Origin of the sequence: Bacillus cereus group sp. BfR-BA-01382 (assembly GCF_022663475.1) — a bacterium.
GTDB classification, from domain to species: Bacteria; Bacillota; Bacilli; order Bacillales; family Bacillaceae_G; genus Bacillus_A; species Bacillus_A thuringiensis_S.
The window spans coordinates 1-16,490 of sequence record NZ_JAKUFQ010000112.1 but is presented as its reverse complement, the minus strand read 5'-3'; the positions used below and the strand labels follow the sequence as shown (position 1 = coordinate 16,490).

Here is a 16,490-nt window from a genome sequence, read left to right as displayed (position 1 = left end):
TAACAGGAGCAACAGGCGATACAGGGGCAACGGGAGCGACAGGCCCAACAGGCACAAGTATAACGGCAACATACGCATTTGCAAATAATACGTCGGGAACAGCAATATCGGTACTACTAGGTGGAACAAATGTCCCGCTTCCAAACAATCAGAATATCGGTCCAGGTATTACAGTGTCTGGGGGGAACACAGTATTTACGGTTGCAAATGCAGGGAACTATTATATTTCATATACAATTAATATAACCGCTTCATTATTAGTTAGTTCACGAATTACAATTAATGGGGCACCGCTTGCTGGGACTATTAATTCTCCTGCATTAGCAACGACATCATTTAGTGCGACAATTATTACGACCCTTGCGGCGGGGAGTGCAATTAGTTTGCAATTATTTGGTTTGTTAGCTGTTGCGACATTATCAACAACTACCCCAGGAGCGGTATTAACGATTATAAGATTAAGTTAATGACAAACTCTCTTACTCTTTTAAGATTAGGAGAGTTTCTACATATAATAAGAAGTTAATGAAGTAAAGCATAGTTATAAAAAAGTCAGAATATTATGATTGTAACGCTATGGTGACTATAATATAATGAAAATAACCATCATGAATGAACATTCATTTATCCCGCATTAACGGGCAGTAAGATCCCGCCTCAAAATTCAGCGAAAGTAAAGAAGTTAGCTGGGTGATTAACTGCCCGTAAAATCCCGATTGGTGTGGGCTAATAATCAGTGGGGCTGAAAAATCCCCACTGATTAAAGTTTCACTTTATTTTTTATGTATTTGAAGGGGGAATGAAGGTGGAAAAAACATGGTTGAAAAGTTATCCAGAGGAAATTCCTAGTACGATTTCTTATGATATTCAGCCACTTCATGGATATGTAGAACAGATGGCTTCTCGCTACCCAGAAAAGAAAGCGCTTCACTTTTTAGGGAAGGATATTACGTTTTCGGACTTCCATGATAAGGTGAAGAGGTTTGCAAATTATCTTCAAAAGCTCGGTGTGGAAAAGGGTGATCGAGTTGCTATTATGTTGCCGAATTGTCCGCAAGCTGTAATTGGTTATTACGGTACATTACTTGCGGGAGGTATCGTAGTACAAACCAATCCACTGTATACAGAAAGGGAATTAGAATATCAGCTTCATGACTCGGGAGCAAAAGTAATTCTTTGTCTCGATTTAGTGTTTCCAAGAGTAACGAATGTTCAATCTGCTACAAAAATTGAGCATATTATCGTAACTCGTATTGCAGACTTTTTACCATTCCCTAAAAATCTATTGTATCCATTTGTGCAGAAAAAACAGTCGAATTTAGTTGTGAAAGTATCAGAGAGTGAAACGATTCATCTTTGGAATTCAGTAGAAAAAGAAGTGAATACGAATGTTGAGGTGCCTTGTGATCCTGAAAATGATCTAGCTCTTTTACAGTACACAGGAGGAACAACCGGATTTCCAAAAGGAGTTATGTTAACGCATAAAAACCTCGTTTCTAACACTTTGATGGGAGTGCATTGGTTATATAATTGTAACGAAGGTGAAGAAGTCGTCCTTGGGGTTCTTCCATTTTTCCATGTTTATGGTATGACAGCTGTTATGAATTTAAGTATTATGCAAGGATACAAAATGGTCCTTATTCCAAAGTTTGATATGAAAATGATTTTTGAAGCGATTAAGAAGCATAAAGTGACATTGTTTCCAGGGGCTCCAACTATTTATATCGCTCTTTTAAATAGCCCGCTTTTAAAAGAATACGATATTTCTTCTATTCGTGCTTGTATTAGTGGATCAGCACCACTGCCAGTAGAAGTACAGGAAAAGTTCGAAAAAGTTACAGGTGGTAAACTAGTAGAGGGATATGGTTTAACAGAATCATCTCCGGTTACACATAGTAATTTTTTATGGGAAAAGCGAGTGCCGGGTAGCATTGGAGTTCCGTGGCCAGATACAGAGGCAATCATTATGTCACTTGAAACTGGTGAGGCATTACCACCAGGAGAAATAGGGGAAATTGTAGTGAAAGGTCCTCAAATTATGAAAGGATACTGGAATAAGCCAGAGGAAACAGCGGCTGTATTGCAAGATGGCTGGCTCCATACAGGTGACGTTGGATACATGGATGAAGATGGATTCTTCTATGTAAAAGATCGCAAGAAAGATATGATTGTCGCGAGTGGATTTAATGTGTATCCTCGTGAAGTTGAAGAAGTATTATATGAGCATGAAAAAGTGCAAGAAGTAGTGACAATTGGAGTTCCAGATCCGTACAGAGGAGAGACAGTTAAAGCATTTGTTGTGTTAAAAGAAGGTACGGAGTGCTCTGAGGAAGAATTAAATCAGTTTGCACGTAAATATTTAGCGGCTTATAAAGTGCCGAAAGTATATGAGTTTAGAGATGAATTGCCGAAAACGACAGTAGGGAAAATTTTACGCCGTGTTTTAATGGATGAAGAGAAGAGAAAGAATGAGGATGAGCAAACGGGCTAAGGCCCTTTCTTTTTGAAAAAATAGGATTGACACTTTTCTAAATAGTCAGTATTATAAGAATATGAATGACTATTCATTCAGTCATCTTCTTGAAGGGGACAGTAAAGTGAAGAAAAATAGACCGAAATACAATCAAATTATTGATGCGGCAGTCATTGTGATTGCGGAGAATGGGTACCACCAAGCGCAAGTTTCTAAAATCGCAAAGCAAGCTGGGGTAGCTGATGGCACGATTTATTTATATTTTAAAAATAAAGAAGATATATTAATATCCTTATTCCAAGAGAAGATGGGAGATTTTGTCGAAACAATTCGTCAAAAAACAGCAGGAATTGAAAGCGCTGTATCGAAGTTATTCATGTTGGTAGAAACGCACTTCTTGCTGTTGTCACAAAATGATCCCCTTGCTATCGTTACGCAATTAGAGCTCAGGCAGTCCAATCAAGACTTGCGCCTTAAAATAAATGAAGTATTAAAAGGCTACTTACAAGTTATGGATGAGATTTTAGAGACTGGTATAAAACAAGGTGAATTTCAAGCAGATTTAAATGTTCGCGTGGCAAGACAAATGATCTTTGGAACAGTAGATGAAGTTGTGACCAATTGGGTAATGAGCGATCATAAGTATGATCTGGTCGCACTTTCAAAAACGGTACATGGGCTACTCATTGCAGCTTGTGGTTATCGTCAATAATGGGAGGGATCATGTTGAAATTCCTATCTGTAAGAGTTGAAGATCATATCGCGGTGGCGACGTTAAATCATGCACCAGCAAATGCGATGTCTTCACAAGTTATGCATGACGTTACTGAATTAATTGATCAAGTGGAAAAGGATGATAACATTCGTGTTGTTGTTATTCACGGTGAAGGACGTTTCTTCTCAGCAGGAGCAGATATTAAAGAATTTACATCTGTTACTGAAGCGAAGCAAGCAACAGAATTAGCACAGCTTGGACAAGTTACGTTTGAGCGTGTTGAAAAATGTTCAAAACCAGTTATTGCGGCAATTCATGGAGCGGCACTGGGCGGCGGCCTTGAGTTTGCTATGTCTTGCCACATGCGCTTTGCAACTGAAAGTGCAAAACTTGGTTTACCTGAATTAACACTTGGATTAATTCCTGGCTTTGCAGGTACACAGCGCTTACCACGTTATGTTGGGAAAGCAAAAGCTTGTGAAATGATGTTAACAAGTACACCAATTACTGGTGCAGAAGCATTGAAATGGGGACTTGTTAACGGATTGTTCTCTGAAGAATCACTTTTAGATGATACGCTTAAAGTCGCAAAACAAATTGCTGGAAAAAGTCCAGCAACAACTCGTGCTGTACTAGAGTTATTGCAAACGACCAAATCGTCTCATTACTATGAAGGTGTACAACGTGAATCACAAATTTTTGGTGAAGTATTTACGAGTGAAGATGGAAGAGAAGGTGTAGCTGCATTTTTAGAAAAGCGTAAACCTTCATTTAGTGGCAGGTAGTTCAATTGTTTTTTTAATATAAATTAACAGAAAATTAAAATTGATAGAATCTTTCTGAAAAACAAGGGGGTAAATGGAATGAACATCTACGTACTCATGAAACGAACATTTGATACAGAAGAAAAAATCGTAATTAAAAACGGTGCAATTTACGATGGCGAAGCGGAATTCATCATCAACCCTTACGATGAATATGCAATTGAAGAAGCAATTCAAGTAAGAGACGCACAAGGTGGAGAAGTTACAGTTGTAACAGTCGGTGGCGAAGATAGTGAGAAAGAACTTCGTACTGCATTAGCGATGGGCTGTGATAAAGCGGTATTAATTAATATTGAAGATGATGTAGAAAATGGTGACCAGTTCACGACAGCAAAAGTGCTTGCTGAATATTTAAAAGATAAAGATGCAGATCTAATTTTAGGTGGAAACGTTGCAATTGATGGTGCATCTGGACAAGTAGGTCCACGCGTAGCTGAAGCGTTAAATATTCCGTATGTAACGACAATTACAAAACTTGAAATTGACGGTACAAATGTGAAGATTGAGCGTGATGTTGAAGGTGATACAGAAGTGATTGCAACTTCATTACCAGTGTTAGTAACAGCACAGCAAGGTTTAAATGAACCTCGTTATCCATCGCTTCCAGGTATTATGAAAGCGAAGAAAAAGCCACTAGAAGAATTAGAATTAGATGATTTAGATTTAGAAGAAGATGATGTGGAAGCAAAGACAAAAACAATTGAAATCTATTTGCCTCCTAAGAAAGATGCAGGAAAAGTGTTACAAGGCGAGCTGCAAGATCAAGTAAAAGAACTTGTATCGTTGCTCCATACAGAAGCGAAAGTAATCTAATAAAATACGAAATTATATATGCAGGAGGGAAAATCTATGGCTCGTAAAGTATTAGTAATGGGTGAAGTTCGTGATGGATCGCTACGTAACGTTTCGTTTGAAGCGGTAGCAGCAGCAAAAACAATTGCAGAAGGCGGTGAAGTAGTAGGTCTTCTAGTTGGAGAAAGCGTTGCCTCTTTTGCAAATGAATTGATTCATTACGGTGCAGATCGCGTTGTGACAGTTGAAAATGATAAATTAAAATCATATACATCTGATGGTTATGCACAAGCGTTTTTAGCTGTACATGCTGAAGAAAATCCAGAAGGTATTGTCTTTGGACATACAGCACTTGGTAAAGATTTATCACCAAAATTAGCAGCGAAGCTTGAAGCTGGTTTAGTTTCTGACGTAACTGCTTTAGAGGTTGAAGGTGGAAATGTTATCTTCACTCGTCCGATTTACTCTGGTAAAGCATTCGAGAAGAAGATTGTAACAGACGGCATCTTATTTGCGACAGTGCGTCCAAATAACATTGCAACTCTGGAAAAAGATGAGTCTCGCAGCGGTGACGTATCTTCTATTACAGTTGATGTGAAAGATTTACGTACAATCATTCAGGATGTTGTCCGTAAAACAGCAGAAGGTGTTGATCTTTCTGAAGCGAAAGTTATTATCGCTGGCGGACGCGGTGTGAAGAGTGAAGAAGGATTTAAACCATTAAAAGAGTTAGCTGACGTACTAGGCGGCGCTGTTGGGGCATCTCGTGGTGCTTGTGACGCTGAATACTGTGAGTACTCATTACAAATTGGTCAAACTGGTAAAGTTGTTACGCCAGACTTATACATTGCATGTGGTATTTCTGGTGCGATTCAGCATTTAGCAGGTATGTCTAACTCAAAAATAATCGTTGCGATTAATAAAGATCCAGAAGCAAGTATCTTCAAAGTAGCTGACTACGGTATTGTCGGTGACTTGTTCGAAGTTGTACCTCTTTTAACAGAAGAGTTTAAAAAGTTAAAAGTACATTCATGATTTAAGTACCCTTGAGTTCCAAGTGAAGTACCCCTATATATAGAAAAAGGTGAGAGATCCCCTGTCTCTCATCTTTTTAGTATTTAATCCGTATTTTTATATAGTATAAAGGAACATTTTTTTGTTACAATACATAACGATACATATTATTCGCCACGTATATAAGTTAATGATATACTCTTGGTAGAATATACTTGAAGGAGGAAATAAAATGGCAATTGTAAACGCAAATGACCAAAGCTTCGCAGCTGAAACTAGCGAAGGTGTTGTATTATTAGATTTCTGGGCACCTTGGTGTGGACCTTGTAAAATGATCGCTCCTGTATTAGAGGAAATCGATGCAGAATTAGGCGAAAAAGTAAAAGTAGTAAAAGTAGATGTTGATGAAAACCAAGAAACTGCTCGTCAATTCGAAGTAATGAGTATTCCAGCTCTTTTCGTATTAAAAGACGGTAAAGTAGTTGATCAAGCGTTAGGTTACAAACCGAAAGAAGCGTTAGTAGAATTAGTTTCTAAACACTTCTAAAATAAAAAAAGCTACCAAATGGTAGCTTTTTTTATTTTCTTTTTTAGATCCTTTCCGTTACAATAAAGGAACGTATGTTGGGTGTTTTGGCATAGTATGTTTTCAAGTGAAAATAAAAATGCTAAGCATGTAGAAATGGAGGGAGACGAGTGCACGAACATTTGAAAGAAAAGTTGGCTATTTTACCAGATCAACCTGGTTGTTATTTAATGAAAGATAAGCAAGGAACGGTTATATATGTCGGAAAGGCAAAAGTGCTTAAAAATCGTGTGCGCTCGTACTTTACTGGTTCACATGATGGGAAAACACTGCGGCTTGTAGGAGAAATTGTTGATTTTGAATATATTGTAACCTCTTCGAATTTAGAAGCACTTATTTTAGAGTTAAATCTAATTAAAAAATATGATCCGAAATATAATATTCAATTAAAAGATGATAAAACATATCCTTTTATTAAAATTACAGCGGAGAAACAACCGCGCTTACTCATTACTCGAAATGTAAAAAAGGATAAAGGAAAGTATTTTGGTCCTTATCCAAATGCACAATCTGCTCATGAAACGAAAAAACTGCTAGATCGTATGTATCCACTTCGGAAATGCACGAATATGCCAGATAAAGTTTGTTTGTATTATCATATGGATCAATGTCTAGCGCCTTGTGTGAAAGAAGTGACGGAAGAACAAAATAAAGAAATTGTAGATGAAATTATTAAGTTTTTAAATGGTGGGCATAAAGAAGTTCGTTCAGAATTAGAAATAAAAATGTATGAGGCCTCAGAGAAACTAGAGTTTGAACGTGCAAAAGAGTTGCGTGATCAAATTGCTCATATTGATGCGATTATGGAAAAACAAAAGATGATTATGAGTGACTTAGTGGATCGCGATGTGTTTGGATATGCAGTGGATAAAGGATGGATGTGTGTTCAAGTTTTCTTCGTTCGAAAAGGCAAGCTAATTGAACGTGATGTTTCTATGTTTCCGATTTACGATGAACCAGAAGAGGGCTTTTTAACGTTTATCGGCCAATTTTATGAAAACAGTAGTCATTTTAAGCCGAAGGAAATTGTCGTTCCAGGAAGTATAGACTCGGAATTAGTAGAGCGCTTTTTAGAAGTGGAAGCGACACAGCCGAAACGTGGTAAGAAAAAAGACCTTGTAGAATTAGCAAATAAAAACGCAAAAATTGCTCTTGAAGAGAAGTTTTACTTAATCGAACGTGATGAAGAACGAACGATTAAAGCGGTAGATCATTTAGGGAAGCAGCTTGGAATTGAAACACCGTATCGTATTGAAGCGTTTGATAACTCAAATATTCAAGGAACAAATCCCGTTTCTGCAATGATTGCTTTTATCGATGGGAAACCAGCGAAGAAAGAATATAGGAAATATAAAATTAAAACGGTTCAAGGGCCAGATGATTATGAGTCTATGAGGGAAGTTGTGAGACGCCGTTATACAAGGGCGCTTAAAGAAAATTTACCTTTACCGGATTTGATTATTATTGATGGCGGAAAAGGCCACTTGGCGGCTGCAAGTGATATTTTAGAGGATGAGCTCGGATTATATATTCCGATGGCAGGTCTTGTAAAAGATGACAAACATAAAACCTCCCATTTAATTATTGGAGATCCCCCGGAACCTGTGGTGCTTGAGAGAAATAGCCAAGAATTTTATTTATTGCAGCGTATTCAAGACGAGGTGCATCGATTTGCGATTACATTCCATCGTCAATTACACGGGAAATCTGTCATTCAATCAGCATTGGATGACATTCCAGGAATCGGTGATAAACGGAAAAAGGTATTGTTAAAACATTTTGGTTCATTAAAGAAGATGAAAGAAGCTTCTGTAGCAGAATTTGTCGAAGCAGGTATGCCAAAAAATGTTGCAGAGACGATTTATACGTATTTAACAGATAAGAAGACGTTGTAGTTTACAATGTCTTCTATTTTTTGTTATAATTTCTGAAGATTTAAAATAAATTGACGTGAATGAAAATACAAAAAAGTCAACTAAACTGATATGTCTAGTTGACTGTAGGTAATGCTTACACTTCAATGAGATCTTTTATATCCCATTTCACAAGAAATGTAATAGAGTCAGAACGTTTTTTCTTTTCTTCATATGACTCTGCAACGACGTTCCGTTGCTTTTGAATTTGTTCAGCGATGAATCCAGCTTCTAGTTGATAAGAAGAATGCCTTTTTTGTTTTTGACGTTCTGCAATGAGTGTGCCTTTAAGTTGGAACTGCATTTCACGACGCTTATGTTCAATAATGCTTAAAGTGCCCCAGCCAGCCTTTTCAAAGAACTGAATGACTTCTTCAATTGTTTCTAGCGGATATTTTCTTGCAAGGTTTCTACCAGACCAGTATAAAATACCATCTAAATCGTTGCCGATTAAATCAGGTAGTAATTCTTCACGTAGCAATTCATAAGCGAAGGCGTTCAATGAAACATCTTCTAAAGATGTTATATCGATTGTATTTTTACTCACAATATTCCCCTCTTTCTATAGGGATTATTATATAACATTTTTCATTTATAAAAACAGATTTTTCTTTAGGGAAATCTCAATATCTGAGAAGAAAAAAAGAATTGGCAAATTATATGCAAATTATGTATACGTTTTCTTGACGCTTCGACAAAAATAGGGGTAAAATGAACTTGTTATCAAATTATGCTGAAATATTTCGAATAATTTTTTCAGTTTTTCTTATGCCAATAGTGAAAAAACATTATTGTTATAAATTAATCTGAAAACAGCAGTCAAACATTCAAGGGGGTAATGGGGACATGAAAGGCCGCGAGTATACGTTTCGTAAGTGGCACTCATTAATGGGGGTCATCCCGGTTGGTGTCTTTTTGACGCAACATCTAATTGTAAACAACTTTGCAACAAGAGGAGCAGAGGCTTTTAACAAAGCTGCAGGCTTTATGGAGCTCCTTCCATTCCGGTATGCGCTAGAAATTTTCATCATCTTTTTACCGATACTGTACCATGCTATATATGGCTTATATATTGCATTTACAGCTAAGAACAATGCGGTTTCTTACGGTTATTTCCGTAACTGGATGTTCGTCTTCCAAAGAATTTCAGGTATCGTTACGCTGATTTTCATTTCTTGGCACGTCTGGGAAACTCGTATTCAAGCAATGTTAGGTAAAGAGGTAAACTATGATATGATGGCAGATATTTTAAACAATCCAGCTATGTTTGCATTCTACTTAGTTGGTGTTGTTTCAACAATTTTCCACTTTGCAAATGGACTATGGACATTCTGCATCAGCTGGGGAATTACAGTATCTCCACGTTCACAAAGAATCTCTACTTATGTAACATTAGCTATTTTCTTAGGTCTATCTTATGTAGGTGTGAGTGCATTATTAGCGTTCATCGATCCACAGCTAGCAAATCAGTAAGGAGTGGGAGAGCATGAAAGGGAAACTTATAGTAGTCGGCGGTGGCTTGGCTGGCTTAATGGCAACGATTAAAGCGGCAGAAGCAGGAGTGAATGTTGAACTGTTTTCTTTAGTACCAGTAAAACGTTCACATTCTGTATGTGCTCAGGGCGGAATTAACGGTGCCGTAAATACGAAAGGTGAAGGGGATTCTCCATGGATCCACTTTGACGATACAATTTATGGTGGGGACTTCTTAGCGAACCAACCACCAGTTAAAGCAATGTGTGAAGCAGCACCTGGTATCATTCATTTAATGGACCGTATGGGTGTTATGTTCAACCGTACGGAAGAAGGACTTCTTGATTTCCGTCGATTTGGTGGAACACAACATCACCGTACAGCATTCGCTGGTGCAACAACTGGACAGCAATTACTTTACGCATTAGATGAGCAAGTACGTCGTCATGAAGTAGCAGGACTTGTAACGAAATATGAAGGTTGGGATTTCTTACGAGCTGTTGTTGATGATGAAGGTGTGTGCCGAGGAATCGTTGCACAAGACTTACAAACTATGGAGATTAAAAGTTTCGGAGCTGATGCCGTGATTATGGCAACAGGGGGCCCTGGTATCATTTTCGGAAAATCAACAAACTCCATTATTAATACAGGTACAGCAGCGTCTGCTGTATATCAGCAAGGCGCATATTATGCAAATGGTGAGTTCATTCAAATTCACCCAACGGCAATTCCAGGAGACGATAAATTACGTCTTATGAGTGAATCTGCACGTGGTGAAGGTGGACGTGTTTGGACATATAAAGATGGTAAGCCATGGTACTTCTTAGAAGAAAAATATCCGGCTTACGGAAACCTTGTACCTCGTGATATCGCAACGCGTGAAATCTTTGATGTTTGCGTAGAGCAAAAACTAGGTATTAACGGTGAAAACATGGTGTACTTAGATCTTTCTCATAAAGATCCGAAAGAACTAGATATTAAACTTGGTGGAATCATTGAAATCTATGAGAAATTTACAGGTGATGATCCTCGTAAACTACCAATGAAAATCTTCCCAGCTGTTCACTATTCAATGGGCGGACTATGGGTTGACTATAAGCAAATGACGAGTATTCCAGGTTTATTTGCAGCAGGTGAGTGTGATTATTCTATGCACGGTGGTAACCGCCTTGGTGCAAACTCACTATTATCAGCAATTTATGGTGGTATGGTAGCAGGACCAAACGCAATTGAATATATGAAAGGTCTTTCTAAATCATCAGATGCTGTTTCGTCTACTGTATATGAGCAAAATGAATTAATCGAAACAGAGAAATTTAACAATATTTTAACGATGGATGGTAATGAAAATGCATATGTTCTTCATAAAGAGCTTGGAGAATGGATGACAGATAACGTTACAGTAGTTCGTGAAAATAAAAAGTTATTAGAAACAGATGCGAAAATTGAAGAGTTAATGGCTCGTTACAAACGTATTAACATTAACGATACAGCGAGATGGAGTAACCAAGGTGCTTCATTTACACGTCAACTTGCAAATATGTTTGAGTTAGCACGTGTTATTACAATTGGCGCATATAACCGTAATGAGAGCCGCGGGGCGCATTACAAACCTGAATTCCCAAATCGTGATGATGCAAACTTCTTAAAAACTACGATGGCAAAATTTGAAGGAGAAGGAAATGCACCAGCATTCCATTACGAAGACGTTGATGTTTCATTAATTAAACCACGTAAACGTGATTATTCTTCAAAACATGATGTAGCTGCTAAGGGTGAAGAGAAGGGGGATAAACAACATGTCTGAGAAAACAATCCGCCTCATCATTACGAGACAAGATGGACCAGATGCACAAGCGTTTGACCAAGAGTTTGAAATTCCATATCGTCCGAATATGAATATTATTTCGGCGCTTATGGAAATTCGTCGTAATCCTGTTGATTCAAAAGGGAATCAAACAACTCCGATTGCATGGGATATGAACTGCTTAGAGGAAGTATGCGGAGCATGTTCAATGGTTATTAACGGAAAGCCACGTCAATCATGTACGGCTCTTATTGATCAATTAGAACAGCCAATTCGCTTAAAGCCGATGAAGACATTCCCAGTTGTACGTGATTTACAAGTTGACCGCAGTCGCATGTTTAATGCTCTAAAACGCGTTAAAGCTTGGATTCCAATTGATGGTACGTATGACCTAGGTCCAGGACCAAGAATGCCTGAGAAAAAGCGTCAATGGGCTTATGAGCTTTCAAAATGTATGACATGTGGTGTTTGCTTAGAATCATGTCCAAACGTAAACAGTAAGTCTGACTTTATTGGACCAGCGCCGTTATCACAAGCTCGCTTATTCAACTCACATCCAACGGGTGAAATGCATAAAGCAGATCGCTTACGTGCAATTATGGGAGATGGAGGACTAGCGAACTGTGGTAACTCTCAAAACTGTGTGCAATCATGTCCGAAGGGTATTCCTTTAACAACTTCAATTGCGGCATTAAACCGTGATACAACAATTCAATCGTTCAAAGATTTCTTTGGTAGCGATAATAACTATTAATAAATATTGCCTCTTCATCTTGAAGGGGCAATATTTATAACTGTATTTTTCAGTTTATTCTGTTTTTTTGAGAGGAAGAGGAGATAACGTTGAAGAGAATTTCTTATATTGAAGACTTCGAGAAATGGGAAAGTGGTTTTTTATTTTACAATCCTGTAAAGGTTCGTTTTGGTGAAGTAGATATGTTTGGACATGTAAATAATGTCGTTGCTTTTACTTATTTTGAAGAAGCTCGTATCGCGTTGTTTAAAGAACTTGGATTTATGCAAGAGTGGACACATACATCATCAGACACGATGATCGTTGTTGCGGATTTACAATGTAATTTTATTAAGCAAATATATTATGATGAACAGTTGAAGGTGTATGTAAAGGCAGGATCGGTTGGGAATTCTTCTTTGGATTTACATTATATGGTGAAGAATGCAGAAGGAGAGGTTTGTTTAGTAGGTCGTGGAATGATGGTTCAAGCGTCGAAAAAAACAGGAAGAGGCGAACCGTGGCCTGAAGAATGGAAGAAGAAATTACTACAATGATAGAGTGAAAGAAAAATAAGAGAGCAATTTGCTCTCTTATTTTTTGTCTTCCATTGCTTCTTCTAATGTTAAGTGATGTTTATATAGGTATGTAGCGTATGGATTACCAACGTAGCGTAAGTGCCATGGTTCATATGCATATTCTGTTGTATCTGTTTTATCTTCTAAGTAACGAATGACAAAGCCGAATTTATGAGCGTGTTCCGCGACCCAGTTTCCTTCTGCTGTCTCTCCGAAGATAGGCTCTAATTGAAATTTAGCTGTTTTTGAACTAATATCCATTGCTAAACCCGTTTGGTGTTCACTTGTACCAGGAATTGCGCTTACTGAATTAGCTTCAGCTTTTCCTTGACGTCTAACGTATGTATCATGCAACGATTTTTGACGTTTGTATGAACGATAACCAGACACAGCTGTAAGATCAATCCCTTCTTTTTTTGCAGCTTTGAACATGTTTTCAAGTGCTTCTGCAGCATCTTTGCGTAGTAGCGTTTTTTCTTTATCTTTTGGACTAGTGAATGGTACGTTTGGTCTTGTTAAGTCTTCAGGAGTGTATCCATCTGGTAGTTTTCGATGTTTATTAATTAAGACAAGATTAGATTTTGGATTTGTTACAACTGAAAAGTCATTGTCTATTTGCTTTGCATTATGATCAGCTTTTGGAAAAGCAGGAATCTCTTCTTTTGGGTGGTTATTATGTTTTTGACTTTCGACAGCTTTCGCTTCATTATGTAGTGGTGATTTAGAACCAAAGTAAGCGAAAGATGTGATACCGATTACAATAGTAGTGGCAGAAATAATTATTATCTTTTTCATAATGCCTTGTAATCACAGTCCCTTCTTAATAAAATATGTATCTTTTTTTATTATAAGTCTAGTTTGTTGGAAAAGAAATATAAGAGTCATAACGTAATAGAAATGCAAAGAAAATGTCAGAAAATGTGTGAATTTGTAGTATTTTTTTATATAATTCATTTCTTATCTTTCATGAATTGCATTTTTTATGTAATATATATACATAAGAAGATGTAGCGATTATCGAGAATAAAGAACTTCTTGTATAGACTAGGAGTGAATGGGAATGGATTTTGCAACAATTATTGGACTTATTTTAGGATTTTTAGCAGTGGTAGTAGGGATGGTCGTCAAGGGCGCTGACGTAACAGCCTTATTAAATCCTGCCGCAGCATTAATTATTTTTATCGGTACATTTGCTGCAGTATGTATTGCATTTCCGATGAATCAACTAAAAAGGGTTCCAAAACTATTTAAAGTTCTTTTTGGTTCAAATAAAAAGGATTTAAGTTATGAACAGTTGCTAGAATTATTTGTTCATTGGACATCTGAAAGTAGAAAATACGGTATTTTGTCTTTAGAGCAACAATTAGACAAAATTCAAGATGAATTTCTTTTGCGCGGTATGAAATTTGTGATTGATGGCGTATCCGCAGAAGATTTAGAGCAAATTTTGGAATCTGAATTAGAGGCAATTGAAGAAAGACATGCAAAGGGAGCTGCTATTTTTTCACAAGCTGGTACGTATGCACCGACATTAGGAGTTTTAGGTGCTGTTATCGGTCTTGTAGCTGCGCTTGGTAACTTAACTGATATTGAAAAGTTAGGTCATGCTATTTCGGGTGCATTTATTGCAACGATTTTTGGTATTTTTTCAGGGTATGTATTATGGCATCCATTTGCAAATAAGTTAAAGCAAAAATCTTCAGCTGAAATTGAGAAAAAACGTTTAATCATTGATTGTTTATTAATGTTACAAGAAGGTACATATCCGTTTATTATGAAGAACCGCATTTTAGGTGCACTTTCTGCAACTGAGCGTAAAAAGCTAGAAAAAGGAGCAGAAAAAAATGCGGAGTAAGAAAAATAGAAGAGGCAAAAAGAAAAAACATGATGAGCATATCGATGAAACGTGGTTAATCCCATATTCTGATATGTTAACGTTGTTATTTGCATTGTTTATCGTTTTATTCGCAATGAGTAGTATAGATGCTGCGAAGTTTAAACAGATGGCAGTTGCTTTTCGAAGTGAATTAGCCGGGGGAACAGGTAACAAAGAATTTTTAAGTGATCAAAAGCCAAATGATGAAAAAGAATTATCGGCAAGTAGCCTTGAGGCAGAACAAGCAAAAAAACAAGAAGAAGCTAGAGCTAAAGAAAAAAAAGAGATGGATGAATTGAAAGCATTACAAAAAAAGATTGATCAATATATTAATGAAAAACAATTATCCTCTTCTTTTCAAACTAAATTAACTGAAAAGGGATTAATGGTGACAATATTAGAAAATATACTGTTTGATTCGGGGAAAGCAGATGTGAAATTAGAATCTTTAGGGATTGCAAAAGAAATGTCTAGCTTACTTGTTTCAGCGTCACCTCGTGAAATTACAGTATCCGGTCATACGGATAATGTCCCTATTGCCAATGCACAGTTTGCGTCGAATTGGGAATTAAGTACGCAGCGGGCAGTTAATTTTATGCAAGTATTACTGCAAAATAAAGAATTACAACCAGAAAAATTTAGTGCGATTGGTTACGGAGAATACCGTTCGATTGCTCCAAACGATACACAAGAAGGAAAGGCAAAGAATAGACGTGTGGAAGTATTTATCTTGCCTTTAACAGAGAAAGCAAAATAAAGAGGATGGCGAATGCCATCCTCTTTATTTTACTTCAAATGATTTTAAGTTGTCGCGACGGATTTTATCTTTTTCTGCATCTGATTTTTTGAAATCATAATCATATAAAGCGCCTTCCCAATCGCCATACATTGGATTCGGGAAAATAATGAATTTCTCACCAAATTGTACTTTTGAATCTTCTACTGTTTGGTTACGATCTTTTACAGATTTTCCATCAAAACCTGTGAAATCAGATAAGTTATCACCGAAGAATAAGACAATATCATGAGTTTGAGAAACGAGTTCACGGCGTTTTTCTTTTCCTTTTTCTTTCGGATCTTGTAGTAATATATGTTCTTTCGTTGCTTGAGGAGCACCTACACGCTCAAGATTTTTAATTGTTGCATCTAGTTGGTTCGTTTTACGATTTGAGATATAGTAAATATCTACACCTTTAGACTCTGTATATTTTAAGAAATCAATTGCGCCTGGAAGGGCTTCAGCCTCAGCTTTGTTAATCCAATCATCCCATTTGTAAGGATAACCTTTGCCTGTTTTTACGCTCATTGCTTGATGAGGACTGTTATCTAAAACAGTTTCGTCTAAATCAAGTACGATAGCAGGTTTTTTCTCTGTCCCTTTTGCAAGAACTGCATCAAGTTTTAATTGACCAATGTTGTACCCTTGGTAGTAAAGTGCTTTCGTTTCACCGGCTGTTTGATACCATAAATCAGCCATTAATTGTTGTTCTGTTAATTTTACTTTCTCTTCTTTCGCCACTGTTTTCTCTGGTGTTCCTGAACATGCTACAAGTGATGTAGATAGAACCGCTACAGATAATAAAGTGGTAATGCCCCTCTTCATCTTCATATGTATCCTCCTTGATGTTAGAAAATCATTTTATATTATATATTAAAATATAATATTTTTATATGAACATTTGCATATTGTCTTTTATATATATAGT

Annotated in this window: 17 protein-coding genes; 14 read left to right on the top strand and 3 right to left on the bottom strand. The window is 37.0% G+C overall.

Going from position 1 to position 16,490, the window contains the following annotated elements; all coding sequences use genetic code 11:
• The 8 genes from MR160_RS28375 to uvrC all read left to right on the top strand — a co-directional run.
• On the top strand, positions 1-467 hold a 467-nt coding region (locus tag MR160_RS28375), incomplete at its 5' end, for a BclA C-terminal domain-containing protein (RefSeq protein ID WP_481746741.1).
• A 338-nt stretch (positions 468-805) separates the two neighbouring features.
• Entirely contained in the window at positions 806-2,491 is a 1,686-nt protein-coding gene (locus MR160_RS28370; RefSeq protein ID WP_000416316.1) for a long-chain-fatty-acid--CoA ligase, read from the top strand.
• Positions 2,492-2,597: 106 nt separating this feature from the next.
• Positions 2,598-3,185 carry a TetR/AcrR family transcriptional regulator gene (locus MR160_RS28365; RefSeq protein ID WP_000742213.1) on the top strand — a complete coding sequence of 196 codons (588 nt, stop codon included), beginning with the start codon at positions 2,598-2,600 and terminating at the stop codon, positions 3,183-3,185.
• Between the two features lie 11 nt (positions 3,186-3,196).
• Positions 3,197-3,973 (top strand): enoyl-CoA hydratase, encoded by a 777-nt coding sequence (locus MR160_RS28360; protein ID WP_000911292.1) that lies wholly within the window; start codon positions 3,197-3,199, stop codon positions 3,971-3,973.
• A 78-nt stretch (positions 3,974-4,051) separates the two neighbouring features.
• A complete protein-coding gene (etfB, locus tag MR160_RS28355) occupies positions 4,052-4,825 on the top strand; it encodes an electron transfer flavoprotein subunit beta (RefSeq protein ID WP_001029028.1) in 774 nt (257 codons plus the stop codon).
• A 36-nt stretch (positions 4,826-4,861) separates the two neighbouring features.
• Complete coding sequence (gene etfA, locus MR160_RS28350) at positions 4,862-5,839, top strand: electron transfer flavoprotein subunit alpha (RefSeq protein WP_242298674.1); 978 nt, start codon at positions 4,862-4,864, stop codon at positions 5,837-5,839.
• Positions 5,840-6,050: 211 nt separating this feature from the next.
• Entirely contained in the window at positions 6,051-6,365 is a 315-nt protein-coding gene (trxA, locus tag MR160_RS28345; RefSeq protein WP_001018943.1) for a thioredoxin, read from the top strand.
• 149 nt (positions 6,366-6,514) lie between these two features.
• Positions 6,515-8,299: an excinuclease ABC subunit C gene (gene uvrC / locus MR160_RS28340; protein ID WP_000544289.1), complete on the top strand. Its 1,785-nt coding sequence runs from the start codon at positions 6,515-6,517 to the stop codon at positions 8,297-8,299.
• Positions 8,300-8,414: 115 nt separating this feature from the next.
• Here the strand turns inward: uvrC and MR160_RS28335 are convergent, their stop codons facing one another.
• Complete coding sequence (locus MR160_RS28335) at positions 8,415-8,864, bottom strand: YslB family protein (protein ID WP_000042214.1); 450 nt, start codon at positions 8,862-8,864, stop codon at positions 8,415-8,417.
• Between the two features lie 299 nt (positions 8,865-9,163).
• Between MR160_RS28335 and sdhC the strand changes: the two genes are divergently transcribed.
• The 4 genes from sdhC to MR160_RS28315 all read left to right on the top strand — a co-directional run bounded on the left by sdhC (position 9,164) and on the right by MR160_RS28315 (position 12,887).
• Positions 9,164-9,790, top strand: a complete 627-nt coding sequence (sdhC, locus tag MR160_RS28330; protein WP_000678354.1) for a succinate dehydrogenase cytochrome B558 — start codon at positions 9,164-9,166, stop codon at positions 9,788-9,790.
• Positions 9,791-9,803: 13 nt separating this feature from the next.
• Positions 9,804-11,597 (top strand): succinate dehydrogenase flavoprotein subunit, encoded by a 1,794-nt coding sequence (sdhA, locus tag MR160_RS28325; protein WP_000676742.1) that lies wholly within the window; start codon positions 9,804-9,806, stop codon positions 11,595-11,597.
• Complete coding sequence (gene sdhB, locus MR160_RS28320) at positions 11,590-12,351, top strand: succinate dehydrogenase iron-sulfur subunit (protein WP_001291827.1); 762 nt, start codon at positions 11,590-11,592, stop codon at positions 12,349-12,351. The genes sdhA and sdhB overlap by 8 nt, the downstream gene beginning before the upstream one ends.
• Before the next feature lie 89 nt (positions 12,352-12,440).
• On the top strand, positions 12,441-12,887 hold the full coding sequence (locus MR160_RS28315; RefSeq protein ID WP_000822726.1) for an acyl-CoA thioesterase: 447 nt from the start codon (positions 12,441-12,443) through the stop codon (positions 12,885-12,887).
• 36 nt (positions 12,888-12,923) lie between these two features.
• On the opposite strand, the gene MR160_RS28310 is transcribed toward MR160_RS28315, so the two are convergent.
• Positions 12,924-13,703, bottom strand: coding sequence for a M15 family metallopeptidase (locus MR160_RS28310; protein WP_000720195.1), 780 nt, complete (start codon positions 13,701-13,703; stop codon positions 12,924-12,926).
• A 265-nt stretch (positions 13,704-13,968) separates the two neighbouring features.
• Here MR160_RS28310 and motA point away from each other — a divergent pair, with 265 nt between their 5' ends.
• Positions 13,969-14,763: a flagellar motor stator protein MotA gene (motA, locus tag MR160_RS28305; RefSeq protein WP_000344851.1), complete on the top strand. Its 795-nt coding sequence runs from the start codon at positions 13,969-13,971 to the stop codon at positions 14,761-14,763.
• Positions 14,753-15,541, top strand: coding sequence for a flagellar motor protein MotB (gene motB / locus MR160_RS28300; RefSeq protein ID WP_001256733.1), 789 nt, complete (start codon positions 14,753-14,755; stop codon positions 15,539-15,541). The genes motA and motB overlap by 11 nt, the downstream gene beginning before the upstream one ends.
• 24 nt (positions 15,542-15,565) lie before the next feature.
• Here motB and MR160_RS28295 read toward each other — a convergent pair whose 3' ends face one another.
• Positions 15,566-16,393, bottom strand: a complete 828-nt coding sequence (locus tag MR160_RS28295) for a 5'-nucleotidase, lipoprotein e(P4) family (RefSeq protein WP_000782773.1) — start codon at positions 16,391-16,393, stop codon at positions 15,566-15,568.
• Positions 16,394-16,490 lie beyond the last annotated feature (97 nt).

Coding starts and splice junctions, on each gene's coding strand:
- MR160_RS28310 (WP_000720195.1), bottom strand. CDS start 13,703: ATGAAAAAGATAATAATTATTTCTGCCACTACTATTGTAATCGGTATC.
- etfA (WP_242298674.1), top strand. CDS start 4,862: ATGGCTCGTAAAGTATTAGTAATGGGTGAAGTTCGTGATGGATCGCTA.
- motA (WP_000344851.1), top strand. CDS start 13,969: ATGGATTTTGCAACAATTATTGGACTTATTTTAGGATTTTTAGCAGTG.
- MR160_RS28295 (WP_000782773.1), bottom strand. CDS start 16,393: ATGAAGATGAAGAGGGGCATTACCACTTTATTATCTGTAGCGGTTCTA.
- etfB (WP_001029028.1), top strand. CDS start 4,052: ATGAACATCTACGTACTCATGAAACGAACATTTGATACAGAAGAAAAA.
- MR160_RS28360 (WP_000911292.1), top strand. CDS start 3,197: ATGTTGAAATTCCTATCTGTAAGAGTTGAAGATCATATCGCGGTGGCG.
- sdhA (WP_000676742.1), top strand. CDS start 9,804: ATGAAAGGGAAACTTATAGTAGTCGGCGGTGGCTTGGCTGGCTTAATG.
- motB (WP_001256733.1), top strand. CDS start 14,753: ATGCGGAGTAAGAAAAATAGAAGAGGCAAAAAGAAAAAACATGATGAG.
- sdhB (WP_001291827.1), top strand. CDS start 11,590: ATGTCTGAGAAAACAATCCGCCTCATCATTACGAGACAAGATGGACCA.
- sdhC (WP_000678354.1), top strand. CDS start 9,164: ATGAAAGGCCGCGAGTATACGTTTCGTAAGTGGCACTCATTAATGGGG.
- trxA (WP_001018943.1), top strand. CDS start 6,051: ATGGCAATTGTAAACGCAAATGACCAAAGCTTCGCAGCTGAAACTAGC.